The organism is Shewanella sp. MF05913, from assembly GCF_059758095.1.
Genome location: NZ_JCAYNT010000018.1, coordinates 26,145 through 40,807, shown reverse-complemented (window position 1 = coordinate 40,807; position 14,663 = coordinate 26,145). Strand labels below are relative to the sequence as shown.

Below are 14,663 nucleotides of genomic sequence, written 5' to 3'. Positions count from 1 at the left end.
TAAAAAACGCAATAACGGCATTCTACATGAGCACGTTAAAACCGAGCAGTATTAATTAACAGCATGAACATAAAGGAGCAATGGATAAGGATGCTTAATAGAGGGGCCATATCATTGACGAATCGTAGAAATCCATACGTTTCCTTTTAAAAAAATCAACCACAAAGGAGTAACCAGCTGAAAATTTTTTGAATATAACCACTTGAGTTATAATTAAAAAATTATTGCTAATAAATAAGCAGTTATGGTTAATAACACCAATAACTGCTATGTCTTTAAATTATTAAATGCAAATATTGAAAATTTTCATTTCAAAAATAATAGCCGAACTATTAACGTTTCATTTTTGGATAAGTAAACTCATGGCATTCATTGCAATAAACAACACTCTGCTGATGTTCTTTATGACAATAAGTACATGGTAAATCAGTGCCGTAGTGCAAGCTATCATGCGGATTAGGTTCCACATCATGTCCTGCATTTTTATCCCTTGCGGTTAAGATTGCAACTTCTTCACTTGTACCATGACAAGATTTACATTTACTGACTTTAGGGATCATTTTACGTTTAGCGTCACCATGACAAGCTACGCATTCCACTTTGCCACTACCGTTCGTCATAATCTCTTTGTGATAGTCCTTTATCTGAACTGCATTCGCTGCCGGTATACTTAACAGGCAAGCCAAGATAAGGCTATTAACGATTTTCAACATATTAACTTTCCTTTAGGGGATGGTTGCCCATCCCCATTACTCGGGTTAGTACTGGGCAACAAATTCAGTTGATGCTTTGATATCTGGAGTAAATGGTCGATCAAGCTTTACAAAAGGCACATGTTCACGATAAGCCTTGTACATTTTTGTAGTCGCTTTACCCATTTTCAGTTGAGGTGTTTCTAACTTGCGAAGGTCGATCGCCTGTGTAGAGTGTAGCAACTCAAGACCAAAAATAATTTCAGTATTATCAACAATTTGAATCATATTGTCAGAAGCTAATTTTAGGTTTGTGAATGTATCTTCAATGTTGCCTGCAACAGGGATACCGTCAAAAGAAACCGGCATCGCTAGGTGCTTATTACGAACATGCATATCAACAAAATTTTTCTGAATTGCACCAAAAGCGTGACCTTTGTTCTCTGGTGCACTTAAGAAGCGAGACAATTTAGTGAAATGACTATCTGAAAGATGGATAGTACGCATAACGCTATTGTGCGAAACATGAGTCAAGGCAATATTAACTTGTTCAACTGCTAGCGCGACCGGTAATGGCTCAAAGTTAGTGGTTGGGAAAACGCCACCTTTACCTTCCACTAAGTACTTGGCTACTTGAGGGAATTGAGTATAGTCATTTGATGCGTTAAGTATGACGCCAGGATTATCGTCAGAATGGTTAATCTGTATATTAATCACTTCATCAAGATCAACAAGCGCTTTCTTCACACCAGCAAAGGTATACGCTGTAGTACGGTAACTCAACGGATCCTGCAAAGCTCTTTCATTGTTAAGATCCCATAAATAACTGCCATCCAACTGAGACAATATTTCACTTGTCGCCTCTTTTATGAATGGGAAAGGCCGAATGTCATTCGTTTGCGGTAAAAATGGCGATACATTACCGTTGAGACCTTCAAGACTTAAACTAAATACCGTTGGTGCAACCTTCATTAGTTGTGATGCTTCTTGATAACCTTTCATAGTATATGCAATAGCTACTGAGTTGTTCGATAAAATAGACAGAGCATCTTTACCGAGCGGTTTAAGTGGTTCTACACCTGCGTTTTTCATTGCTTTCGCACTGCTAACCCGCTCTCCTTTATAAAAAACATCCCATTCACCGATCATAGCAAGCCCAACGTGTGAGGCCATTAGAATGTCAGCCTCACCAACTGTACCTAACGAAGGGATTACAGGAGTAATACCTTTATTTAGGTATTCCTTATATATTTCTGCAACATAAGGTTGCACACCAGTGTGACCTGATAAAATTGTATTCAAACGAACAGCCATTGCCACCCGAGTTAGACGAATAGGAACTGGCTCCCCAATCGCTGAACTATGTGCTCGCAATGTACTGTAATTGAAGCTTCTAGATGCCTTAAGAACGTCATCGCTTAATTTTCCATCCGCGGTAAAAAGCTTATGGTCCTTGTTTAAGCCGACACCAACTGTTAGACCATAAACAGGTTTACCTAAACGGGCGGCATCCATTAACAACTCATAAGAAGTGGTTAAGTTTTTTTCAGCATCCGCGTCAATCACGACCTCAGCACCGTCTGCAATAGCCCACGCTTGTGCTTGAGTCATATGCTCGCCATCTAATAGTACTTTGTCCATGGCAAAAGCGCTTCCTGACATCAAACTCAATGCCACTGAAGCTAAAACAATTTGCTTGTAATTCGTCATTTTTATTACCTTTTTAATTTGGTTTATTATACGTTTTTTAAATCAATGCTCTTGGATGCCGCACAAAGTCGACCAGCATTGCGTCCTGTCACTACGCCTTCGGCTACAGCGCAGGCTCCGAGGCGGCTTGCGCCATGGATACCTCCTGTCGCTTCACCTGCTGCATAGAGCCCAAGAATGGGTTGAGTTGTGACTAAATGAAGTACTTGTGACTTGGTATTTACTTTTACACCACCCATGCAATAATGCACTTTTGGCCACATACGTACCGCATACCAAGGTCCTTGATCTAGCCTCATTGCCTCCTGCATTGGGCGACCAAATATTTTATCTACCCCGATATCAACAGCATGATTCCAATCATCAACTTGCTTTATGAGTGCTTTTACTGGGATGTCGTAAAATCCAGCCAATTCTTCGAGCGTATCGGCTTTTTTAATGACGTTATATTTAAGTCCCCAGTCTAAAGTTTGTGCCTTTTGGGCTCCCTCGGCATTAGTCAATCCTACTGGATATACTGGCTTTCCGTTATCATCACGGCGAGTCATAATCGCTTCGGAACGAGCTTTTCTATCAGCAAGTTCGTTGAAGAAACGTTTACCCGTACGAACATCAACCACTATTCCTCTAGGATAGGTCGCAATAGTATTAAATTGAGATGCTGTCCCAAATCCTTTTTCATCAGGTGATGCCCAAGGTCCAAGTTGAATTTGATCAAGATGAATCGGATTAGCGCCTATCAACATCATTTGTTTCAGAGCGTCAGCATTTGCCCCTGGTTGATTTGTTGAGTCTAGTTCGGCTGTTAATTCTGGTTGCTGCATTTGGCGATATTCAATATCACGTCCAAACCCACCTGTTGCCATGATGACACCTTTGCGAGCGCCATAATGAAGAACGTGTCCAGTCCGTTTTTGAGGGAAATAGTAATCCGCACGCACTTCAACACCAATCACTCGACCTGAGTCATCTTTTACAAAGCCCTCGAGTTGGGTTTGAGTCCGCATGTCGATACCAATGGATTTAGCAATTTTAATTAGAGGCCTAATAATACCCGCGCCGGAGCTTTCAATTGTTTGTAAAACTCGGGGAACAGAGTGACCACCAAAATGTTGTACAAAAGGTTTCCATTTCACACCGTAATCAGTCAACCATTGCCACGAATCAGCGGTGCCATTACAAACAAGTTTGAGCATTTCAACATCATTCATACCTCGACCAGCTAACAGCATATCCGCAACCATGGTATCAACTGAATCTTCAATTCCCTCTTCTGTTTGAAGCGGAGAACCAGCAACGGCCATTGCGCCACCGTTGATGGTAGAATTACCACCAAACACTGGCATCTTGTCAATGACCATAACACTCGCCCCCGCTTCTCTAGCTTGAATAGCAGCAGACATACCTGCAAATCCACTTCCAACAACAATGACATCAACAATTTCGTCAAATTCCACTGCTTTAATAGGCGTACAATTGGTGGCAGCTGCTGATTTAACAACTCCAGCACTTAGTCCTGCAATGGCTAGTACAGCTGTTCCGGTTACTATTTGTCGCCGGGTATAACACAGGTCTTTTTCTTTACTCATTACATAAACCCTTATTACTATTTTTGGTTGCTAGATACTTAATTTAAATAAATATCACTTATGAAAATTCCGTACTTAAATTTGTCGTTATTGACCATTATTAAGCAAATTAATATATAAAGTATTACCTAGCATTGAATGTGCCAATTGGTGATTTAGCTTTAATTAGTGAGGATTTATGAAGTCAGACCTAATTTCACGACATTCAAACATTAACGATCACGAAATATCAACAAAAACCAAATAGCATGGATGCAATCAACTAGAATGAAATTATCATTAAGGCTTAATATAAAAGCCTTAAAGTAAACCCTAAAACAAGTAGAATGAAGACTTGCCACTTGAAAAATATAAATCGATAATTAGAAATTAATATAGCCATACAGACTTTACCTTTAAGTACTACATGCATATTAACTCCAATACCAAACATATTATTTACTCAATTAGATATAAGAACTTTATTTAAAAATAGAATGTCCTTGATAGATCTTGCTTCCAATTATTTTTTAACAACCAATCATCACCTAAAAAATTATACTTTTCTTATAGCTAGCAATGTTTTTTATTGGACAAATTTCATTTTAACTTTTGTACCACAACATCTATTATTAGAAATAGTAGCCAAAGTTAATATTGAAGCGTTTATCCCAACCGTTACCCATTTCAGGTAAACCTACATGGTCATTATTCTCAGTTGAGAAGGTCATGTTTTTACCCATAATAAAGTCAATCATTGTATAGGTCGCACCTGCTGAAATGGCACAACCAGTTACGTTTTGATAACTATCATCATAACTCTTATCTGCTACATCAGGAGTCATCATGCCATAGTCGTTATAGCACTTAACGCTGCCAAAAGAGGTTTTAAACGTTTTTGCTATATTAAAACTATAAACTTGGCCTTTTGTCGCTACAGGATATTGCCAACCAACCACTGATACACCTATTTGATTAGGATCCTCAGCATCTGCTGCATCAAACTCATACTGCATTGCCTGCAATTGAACATTCCAATCTTTATAACGAGTCTCCATATGCGCAGCAAATGCATATCTATCACCATTATTTTCTGTTTTCGCATTATAAATTTGACCTACTTCAACGGACGCACCAAAGGTCGTAGATCCTCCTTGATGTTCCTTAGTATAAGTCTGTCGGACGTTTAATGAGTTAGTTTCTTCATTGTTATATTCAACGTCGTTAATAGTACCGGTATAGAGATCGGTCCCATAACGTTTGTTTTCACTCGCACCATACTCTGCATTTTTATAAAACGCTAAGTCAGTATGCCAGCCGTCTTTCTCATATACAGCCTTAATACCAACATCATGGTCGTCTTCGAACCCCAGGTAATATGGTAAGCCAAACCACCAGCTATTGGATATAAAACCAGGATTACCAAAAGGAACCTTATTTATACCCAATTGTAGCTGCCAATCAGGACTTATTTCATAAATTCCATAACCATATTTAATAAAATTAGTTGATTTCGTGAAACGATATTCTGCTGCAAGTCCCCAATCGCCTTTCTGCCCTTTGAATACTAAGGTAGCAGTATCAAAGGTAAAGTCGCCGACTTTATCTTTACTTTTATCATCGTAGTCACGATACGCATAGTTAACACGCACAGAACCACCTATATTAATACCATCGTCTTGAGCCTGAACGTTTGTTACATTTCCGGTAAATAAAATAGCTGTAGCGACTGCGGATAACATAAATATGTTTGAATTCTTCATCATCAATTCCTAATAACTCTTACTAAATATATAACTTATTAAATATGCTCCTGTATTAACTAGCATATCCGATAGTTCATTTTATTTTATTTTACTATTGTTAAATCATTACTAACGCAGAAGAGTATTATCTGCCTCACCTCAACAAGCAGAAATCATGCCAAACAACAATTGATAGTATTAATAAGCCATTAACTTGAACTCACGCACTTAATCACGAAATATCAAGACTTATTATTAGGTATTAAACGAAATATAACTAACTCTCATTAATACAAAGTAAGCTTATTGTAAATAATATATCTAGAATGATGTTGATTTGTGACTTGCATCACCATAAACCACTAAATTTTACCATTCCCAACCAATATTTATTTGTTCAATAATTTTATAACACACCATCGAAAAGACTAACAATTAAGCCATCACGCGGTTCATTCACAGAGAGTTAGGTTAGATTTCTATTTATTGTTTCAATAATTAACTTTTCTATTGATTATTAGATCTCATCAACAGAATCACGATATATAACGATTTATAATAGTTTCATAATTGAGAATAGAGGACGGTAAAAAATGGAACAAAACTTTTACTATATAGCTACACAAAACTTATGTAGCAGCCTTCAACTAGAAAAGTCCTTACAAACCTATTTTAACTATGTCAAAAATTACCTTCCTATCGATGGCATCTACCTAAACATCTATCGCCCTGAGTACCGCGATATTCAATTTATTGCCCACGTTAATAGTTCTGATTCCGCGACGATTGAAAAGAGAGTACCGGTAAATCAAGACATGTGTAATGCCCTTAATGCACAAGACTGGCCGACATCTAGAATTTATAATGATATAACGCTAGATGATGTCACTCACTTTGTAGCACCTCAGGTTATTCCTGAAATTAAATCGGTCATAATGCTACGAATGATTTCTGGTAACACCCATCTGGGAGTGGTTGGTTTTTACTCGAAAGATACAGGGGTTTTCAATCAAAGGCATGCTGATATGATTACCCCACATATGCATATTTTTTCTATGATTACAGCTTTTAACCTCAAAGGTCGCAATTTACTTAAGGAAAACTTAATTATAGTAAAACAAAACCAAGAGTTAAAACGAACTTTAGATATTGCTAATGGTGTTGTCGGTTTTCATTCGGGCTTGAAGCAAATCATGAAGCAAGTTGAGTCTATTGCTAAACTTAATACCACTGTCTTGATGTTAGGTGAAACAGGTTGCGGTAAAGAAGTGATTGCCAATGCGATTCACGAATTATCATTACGCGCAGAAAAACCCTTTGTTAAGGTCAACTGTGGTGCGATCCCTGACACATTAATTGACTCAGAGCTCTTTGGTTACGAAAAAGGTGCTTTTACCGGTGCTGAAACTCGTAAATTGGGTTATTTTGAACAGGCTAATGGCGGCACAATTTTTTTAGATGAGATAGGTGAGCTCCCTTTAAACATCCAAGTGCGGCTGCTTCGGATTCTACAAAATGGTACGATAACTCGTGTTGGTGGCCATGAAAGCATACAGTTAAATATACGAGTTATAGCGGCCACCCATAGAAACCTGAAGGAAATGGTTATCTCTGGGGATTTTCGAGAAGATTTATGGTATCGCATCGCAATTTTTCCAATTGAAATCCCCCCTCTTAGAGAACGCAGATCTGATATCCCATTGCTTGCTTTGCATTTTATAGAAGGTATTATCGCAAAATTTAATCTCGTTGATTTACCTCGTATTACACCTGATCAATTAGGTATATTGAGCGAGTACCACTGGCCTGGTAATGTGAGAGAACTGATTAATGTACTCGAACGAGCTATAATTGATAACCCGAAGGGACCTTTAGATTTCAGTTTTATCACTCCCGTAGAGTTGGACTTATCCTCTGAGAATCAACTCCCAACCATTATCGTAGATCCCAATTATGCAAGTGATAAAATAATTCCATTGGAACAAATGACAAAGAAATATATTACTCATGCCTTGAACCTTACTGGAGGAAAGTTACATGGTCCTGGTGGCGCAGCTGAATTGCTTGATGTAAATCCAAACACCTTGCGGAGCAAAATGAAAAAACTTGGGATCAGCTAGATTTACTGATAACAGTATTTAATCTGCAAGAATATGTGGAATTTGACTCAACTACAATACCCAGTAAAATCAACGGCTTACTTGCAAGTGTATATAATAATAAATCAATAGTTATTGGTAGTAAACGTCATGATAAACACTTAATAAATTCAATTTTGCTATTAGAAATAGAGCCATTGTTTTCATAACCACAGATATGATAACCACTGGCAATAAGCATATGTAACATGTTGGGAAACTGATTCATGGACTTAACCTTAATCGCTTTAAATCCTTGCGCAACAGCCCAAGACTCTTGCAACCGGCGCAACTGAGAGGCGACTTTCATTTCTCGGTGTTGTGGTGCAACACCGCCAAGCCAACTGTAAAACTCATCATGATTGAGCGAGTAGCCCACTTTAAAACCTATGGGCGTTGTATCGCATTTAGCCACTAAAATTAACGCGTTTTTACCCGTAAGACGCTCGGCTATTGTGGTTGCCGTGATGCTATTGTCAAACTCAGGCACTAATCTAAGTACCGCGACAATATCGTCTACCGTACCTTCAACAAACTGATAAGCCATAATGCCCTCTCTTTAATTCACCAACCAACTATGCAATAACCGACCAGGCATAACGGCAAACGTGCCCGCAACGATTAACCCACCACAATACAAAATAATCATGCTGCGCTTATGACCATTAACATTACCTTTTTTAATATATATACCCAAACAACCTGAAGATGCTCGATTTCAGCAAGAATTTACACGCGTTTAGGCAAGGCATTGATTGCGGGGAATGGTCGTTCCCTTTCCAAAATCAATAACACAGCATAAACGCGTGTAAAACTTGCCCTTTGGGAGTTTCACCGTGTTCCCACTACGTTGTTGCGCTAATTTATAAGGTACCTACATTACCGCATTAACGCGCCTAGTATTGAAAACACGGTGAAGCTCTGAAACACGGATCTTCAAGTTGATTGGGTATAAATACCCTGCAGGTACCGCGTAAAGTGTCAGTAAACTGAGTAAATGAATATAACCAAAATGATTAAAAAATAACGTACCTAATTGTGCTGGCATCAATAAAGACACAATGGCGGTAAACAACATTAATAGCATATAAATTTTGCCTAATGCTTTATGTCTAGGTGTACCTTTTCGAACCATCAGCAAATAGGTACCAATGAAAAATGCTGGAACGACTGTGACTAAATGCAGATAAGCTAAATGAACATAATCCATACTTTTTATTCCCTTAAAAATAATACTTGTTGGTCACATGATGCTAAAAGAAGGTGATTGTCGTTAGTACTTATTAGCAGTAAAAGTAGCAGTAAAATTAACAGTTATATGAGTGGGTCCTAAAGCTTGCATTCGTAACATATGTTTGGAACCGGTTCTAAGATAATGCACTAGGCCATCATGAAGCAACAACAGCAAGGTGACATCTTCCAGCAAACCACAAGTAGTGATGTAAAGTCGCCCGGTTTTCGTGACAGTCATCTGATACCCTGCACGCCATAAAAAACACCCCGAGCCTTGAGGTTCGGGGTGTCTGCAAATTAGCCATTTTTAGTAAAGCAGCCCTGTTGTATTATTTACCAAGCGCTTGATGAAATGCCTTAATAAAGCCATCATAATCTTCAATTTGCGGCATATGACCTAACCCTTCAAGCTCGATTAAGGTTGAACCTTTAATTAACTTATGAGCATTAACGCCAAGCTTTTTGTAATCACCTAAGGTTCTGGTTACACCTTCTTTTAACCAACCACGACCAGGTCCGGTTTGATCTCGAGTGCCTATAATGAGTACCGTTTCACTGGTTATTTGCGAAAATCTATCGACAACATTTTCTGAGAATATTGCCCCATAAGTGAGGGCATTATTCCAAGCAACAATAGGCCAATCATCGCCTGCTAACATCCCTTGCATGGGTACTAATAATTTCTCATATTCATCAGACCATTTACCGTCGTAATAATTGGCTTTTTGGTAGTTTCTTGCTTTATCGACGCTTGCGGCTAGCTCATTTTTATAGAAAAAGTTTACGTCTTTAAATTGCACATATCGACTGTAATCTTCTAGGCCAATGGGGTTAATCAAAATGAGCTTATTAACTGCGCTTGGGTAATTAACCGCAAATGTTGTCGCTAACATGCCGCCCATAGAGTGGCCAACAAGATCAAACGTGTTGATGTGTAAGCTGTCTAATAACGATTTAGTATTTAAGGCTAATTGACCAAAACTGTATTGATAATACTCAGGCTTGGTTGATTTACCAAAGCCAATTTGATCAGGAATAATCACTCGGTAGCCATTAGCTAATAGATCGTTTGCGACCTGCTCCCAGTAGTAGCCGGAAAAGTTTTTGCCATGTAACAGCACAATGACTTTTTTCGCGTCTTTAGCACCTATATCCATATAGCGCATCGCTAAATCTTTGCTTTGCGAATTAAAATTAAACGTCTGCACTTCAAATGGATAGTCAAACCCGTCCAACTCTTTATTGTATTTAACAGGTTCTGCGGCAAATACAGGTGCTAACACCGTAAATAGGCTCAATAATACTAAATAAAAACGCTTCATCTTTATCTCACTCAAAGAAATAATACATCACTAAAAACTCAAAGTAGCAGTCACTTACATCTATTACAACATCGTTTTATTCATCTGTTGAACTACATTTCTTGGCGAACTTGGCCATAAGCTAACATTGCAAATAAGCCGGTACCGCCAATAATGTTACCCAATAACGTTGGGCCAATATGATGTGACCATGCAGTGAAAAAACTTAACTCGCCATTGAGCACTAAGGTAAATATTTCATTAGAGCCCGCAATAACATGAGTAAACTCGCCTGCGGCAATTAACCAGGTAAACATGATTATCACCAGTAACTCAGACCCTTTTGCAGAAGGGAGCATCCACACCAAGGCAGCAATAAAAAATCCAGCCGGAATACCACGCAATAACGATTCGGATGGCGTTAGCTCCGCCACATGGCGCGATATCTGTAATATCGCGCTAAATATATCTTCCGTTAATATTCCACCATGTACCACCATAGCAGCAGTAAAGAATGTGCCGACAAAATTAGCTCCTAGCACCACAGCCCATAAACGCGCAGTGCATGCTAGTCTTTGCTTAGAAGGGTTTGCCAGTAACGGTAAAATCACGGTAATGGTATTTTCGGTAAATAATTGCAGCCTGGCTAAAATCACCAATACAAAACCAAAGGTATAACCCAGGCTTTCAATCAACGATAGATAAGGATGATCGCTACCAAGATTGCTACGGATAACTGCTTCTGCTAATACCGAAGATGAAATACCGATACCGGCAGCAATACCTGACCACCATAGAGACAGCATCGGCCGCTCTAATTCTTCTTGCCCTTCCCTGAGTATGATTGAGTACACGGTTAACGAAGAAAGGCTGCTATTTTCAGCTACGGCTTCACGCTCGGAGTCAGTTAAGGCGATTTCTGATGTGGTAGCTTCGTGCTCCCGCGTTTCGCGTTTAACCGCTTTGTGGTTAGAGTGCATATTCGACTTTGCCGCAAGGGGCTTATCAGATTGAGTGGGTCCATTTTGTGTCATATTGTTATCCTTTTCGGCGATAAACGTAAGACTTGCTGAACGTTCAATGTTGTTCTATCCGCTAAGTCCAACAGCTGCTGCGATGGCGCTTAATTCACATTTTTAGGTAATAAGTTGTAAGCATTCCTGACAGTATCATAACCATATTGCCGCTCTAACTTACGGACTATAAAGTGGCCTCTGGCCATGTCTTGAAAATGATCAATAAACAAAGTGTTAATGATGGCTCCACCCGCGGCGCCAATGGCTGGTATGGCTTGAGCAGCGGCTTTTTGGGTGACTTGCACGCCAAATTTTTCAGCGATATTACTGACGAGTTTAACGAGAAGAGGCGCCGCTTCATCTGTTACGCCTTTTTTAACCATAAACTCAGCCGCTTCTGACACCGATTTAGCCAGAGCAGCTCTTACCGCAAAATAACCTGATTCACTGCTGTCGTCAAAATCGCTCGCGCCGCCTAAAGCAAACACTTCTAGACAAGCCATTTTAGTGTCTAACGAGGTAATTAACTCACCTTCACTGCGGGCAATATCGGCAATAGATCGCAACATAATAGAAGTTGAAACTGGAAGTTCAACTGCAATCGCAGCTAAACCAAAAAAACCACCCATACCACCACTCACCGCAACACCCAGTTTATGCCAGCGATTAGATGACGCTTCTCCAGGAATATCTTTCATCGTAAAAATAGCGGCTTCTGAGGCTTTCATTAACGACTTTTCAGTCACTTTAGCGATATTTCTATTCCAGTTGTCTGGCAATAACGCTAAGCCCTTTTCAATCGGCGTACCGATAAAATTCGTTATTTTGACCGCCAAGCCAGGGTTTTCTAATAATGATTTGGCCATTGCCAACTCTTTTTGATGTGGCGCTGAAATATTCACTTATTCCCCTTAGCAATAAATCAATGCACTCCAATAGATCTTTCCCTGACCAGCTTTACACATCCAAACGCATTAGAAGCAAAAGCTATCTGACAACTTCAATTTTAACCTCAATGACCCCTGCCGAAAGATTGCCGATACTGCTGAATGCCGACTTGGAGAGGTCGATAATCCGCCCTTTTACAAAAGGACCGCGATCATTAATATTAACGATAACACTTTTACCATTGGCAGTATTCGTGACTTTAACATGCGCACCAAAGGGTAACGTTTTATGGGCAGCAGTTTTAAGGTTGTGTTGGTATAAATCGCCATTGGCGGTTTTATTATTTTGATGACGATCAGAATAATATGAAGCTTGACCGTAATCAGTAAAACCTATTCGGTCACCGCTATCTGACTGGATTGTTGAACAGCCAACCAGAAGTAATGAAAATGAAAACAGGAATAATATTCGAGAAATGGTAACCATGTTTTATCTTATTGTGTGTTCACATAACGAGCCAACGCTATCACTCGCTTTGTCGTGTCATTATGTGATGAACAGTAACCGACTTTGAATAGTGATTCAAATTAAACTCTCCATGAAACTTATACTGATACCACAATAAAAAACACCTTGCGAGTTAGCCCCACAAGGTGTTTTAGATTAACAATAGTCTGGTGAATTCACACCGCTACAGCTGAATTACTCTTTGTATTTTAGGGTGCCATCGGCTTTGATTTCGTCGTACCACACATTGTGGTGCTGCGAAGCCCAGTTTTCGTCACAATAGCCCGATACCATACACTCCATACCGCCTTCGCTGAGTACAGTCGCCATCCAAATGTGCACGATGGTAAACGCAATTAAAATAACTGCACTCACCCCATGTACAAGTAAAGCGATCATAGACAACTCGCGTGGCAAGTCGAGCGTAGGGAACACTAGCATGACCCCTGTTGCACTAATGCTAAGACCAAAAATAGCTAAGGTCCAGAACCACATTTTTTCACCCGCGTTAGCAAAACCACTGTCTGGGTGTTTGCCTTTAAACGGGCCAAAGTTAATGTAGCCACCGACCACTAAAAACCATTTTAAATCGTACATTTTAAAGGTTTGTAACGGCATCCACTTGATTACACATAATAGCCAAGACACCATAAAAATAGGTCCAGACCAGTCATGGGTAAACTTACAGAAGGCGATAATACCTGCCCAAATGCCGTCACCGACATAAGGAGCAAGGAAATGCCGCCCAAGCATAATGACCAAACCCGTTAACATAAGCGTTAGGCAAGATATTGCCATAACCCAATGCAACCAGAGGTCAGCTTTGCTCCAACGAAGTACCATTTTACCTGAAAAGCCTTTACTCAGTTTTGATGGACCATTAACGAAGTAAAACACTAAAAAGGCAGCAAAAACGCCGACTATGGCTAAGCCTAGTGCGGGTTTTAAGTAAGTATTTCGCAGTATCTTACCTTCATTGCCTGCGACATTGATAAGTACATCAGCATCTAAGCCTTTGTCTGTACTGTATCCCGGTTCGCCGGCTTTAACTGCGCGCCAGAGATCTGCATCGCTGGTTTTAGACTTTGCTTGTTGTTGGCTAGATTGTTCATCCGCGGCATACACCGGTGATGTAACCAACCCCAATCCCATACACAGAACCAACAGAGCAAACATCCTGCGCAGTGATTTGTTTAACGTTAAAGTTAACATTGTCACTCCTTATATGGCTGCGAACTTAATCGCAGCACATGCTCTGGTTAGATCATTTCGCCGGTTTTAGGGTTGTAGCCCCAAATCACATTTGGATTACCGCGTGATGCCATACGTTGACGGTAAATGTCAGACACAATGCCTGCATCGCCCGCAAGTAACGCTTTGGTTGAACACAACTCGGCACACATAGGTAATTTACCTTCTGCGATACGGTTAGAACCGTATTTTAGGCGCTCTGCTTCTGAATGATCTTCTTCAGGGCCACCTGCACAGAAAGTACATTTATCCATTTTGCCACGGCTACCAAATGCAGTCTTTTTAGGGAACTGCGGTGCACCAAACGGACAAGCATAGAAACAGTATCCACAACCGATACACGTATCTTTGTTGTGTAACACTATGCCGTCTTCGGTACGGTAGAAACAGTCTGCAGGGCATACTGCCATACAAGGTGCGTCGGTACAGTGCATACACGCCACTGATATTGATGCTTCTCCTGGTTCACCATCGTGAAGGGTCACCACGCGGCGACGTTGAATACCCCACTCTAAAGCAGAGTCGTTCTCGTTTTTACAAGCTGTGACGCAACCGTTACACTCGATGCAGCGTTTGGTGTCACACAGAAATTTCATGACTGCCATAATGGCTTA

General features: G+C 39.9%; 13 protein-coding genes. 1 reads left to right on the top strand and 12 read right to left on the bottom strand.

The window, feature by feature from the left end; translation table 11 throughout:
- Positions 1 to 332 precede the first annotated feature (332 nt).
- From AC19MV_RS17825 to AC19MV_RS17810, 4 genes are all read right to left on the bottom strand, one after another.
- Positions 333 to 713 carry a cytochrome c3 family protein gene (locus AC19MV_RS17825; RefSeq protein WP_498309231.1) on the bottom strand — a complete coding sequence of 127 codons (381 nt, stop codon included), beginning with the start codon at positions 711 to 713 and terminating at the stop codon, positions 333 to 335.
- 45 nt (positions 714 to 758) lie between these two features.
- Positions 759 to 2,402, bottom strand: a complete 1,644-nt coding sequence (locus AC19MV_RS17820) for an HAL/PAL/TAL family ammonia-lyase (RefSeq protein WP_498309230.1) — start codon at positions 2,400 to 2,402, stop codon at positions 759 to 761.
- Positions 2,403 to 2,428: 26 nt separating this feature from the next.
- A complete protein-coding gene (locus tag AC19MV_RS17815; protein ID WP_498309228.1) occupies positions 2,429 to 3,991 on the bottom strand; it encodes a flavocytochrome c in 1,563 nt (520 codons plus the stop codon).
- Between the two features lie 611 nt (positions 3,992 to 4,602).
- Entirely contained in the window at positions 4,603 to 5,736 is a 1,134-nt protein-coding gene (locus AC19MV_RS17810) for a hypothetical protein (RefSeq protein WP_498309226.1), read from the bottom strand.
- Positions 5,737 to 6,308: 572 nt separating this feature from the next.
- Between AC19MV_RS17810 and AC19MV_RS17805 the strand changes: the two genes are divergently transcribed.
- Positions 6,309 to 7,835 carry a sigma-54 interaction domain-containing protein gene (locus AC19MV_RS17805; protein WP_498309225.1) on the top strand — a complete coding sequence of 509 codons (1,527 nt, stop codon included), beginning with the start codon at positions 6,309 to 6,311 and terminating at the stop codon, positions 7,833 to 7,835.
- A 127-nt stretch (positions 7,836 to 7,962) separates the two neighbouring features.
- Here AC19MV_RS17805 and AC19MV_RS17800 read toward each other — a convergent pair whose 3' ends face one another.
- The 8 genes from AC19MV_RS17800 to fdh3B form a co-directional block, all read right to left on the bottom strand.
- Complete coding sequence (locus AC19MV_RS17800; protein ID WP_498309224.1) at positions 7,963 to 8,400, bottom strand: GNAT family N-acetyltransferase; 438 nt, start codon at positions 8,398 to 8,400, stop codon at positions 7,963 to 7,965.
- 327 nt (positions 8,401 to 8,727) lie between these two features.
- Complete coding sequence (locus tag AC19MV_RS17795) at positions 8,728 to 9,063, bottom strand: DUF2306 domain-containing protein (protein WP_498309223.1); 336 nt, start codon at positions 9,061 to 9,063, stop codon at positions 8,728 to 8,730.
- 352 nt (positions 9,064 to 9,415) lie between these two features.
- Entirely contained in the window at positions 9,416 to 10,408 is a 993-nt protein-coding gene (locus tag AC19MV_RS17790) for an alpha/beta fold hydrolase (RefSeq protein WP_498309222.1), read from the bottom strand.
- Between the two features lie 92 nt (positions 10,409 to 10,500).
- A complete protein-coding gene (locus tag AC19MV_RS17785; RefSeq protein WP_498309221.1) occupies positions 10,501 to 11,421 on the bottom strand; it encodes a formate/nitrite transporter family protein in 921 nt (306 codons plus the stop codon).
- Between the two features lie 89 nt (positions 11,422 to 11,510).
- Positions 11,511 to 12,305 (bottom strand): EcsC family protein, encoded by a 795-nt coding sequence (locus tag AC19MV_RS17780; protein WP_498309220.1) that lies wholly within the window; start codon positions 12,303 to 12,305, stop codon positions 11,511 to 11,513.
- A gap of 85 nt (positions 12,306 to 12,390) precedes the next feature.
- A complete protein-coding gene (locus AC19MV_RS17775; RefSeq protein ID WP_498309219.1) occupies positions 12,391 to 12,777 on the bottom strand; it encodes a septal ring lytic transglycosylase RlpA family protein in 387 nt (128 codons plus the stop codon).
- Between the two features lie 216 nt (positions 12,778 to 12,993).
- A complete protein-coding gene (locus AC19MV_RS17770) occupies positions 12,994 to 14,010 on the bottom strand; it encodes a formate dehydrogenase subunit gamma (protein WP_498309218.1) in 1,017 nt (338 codons plus the stop codon).
- A gap of 47 nt (positions 14,011 to 14,057) precedes the next feature.
- Positions 14,058 to 14,654, bottom strand: a complete 597-nt coding sequence (gene fdh3B, locus AC19MV_RS17765; RefSeq protein ID WP_188958678.1) for a formate dehydrogenase FDH3 subunit beta — start codon at positions 14,652 to 14,654, stop codon at positions 14,058 to 14,060.
- Positions 14,655 to 14,663: the final 9 nt, after the last annotated feature.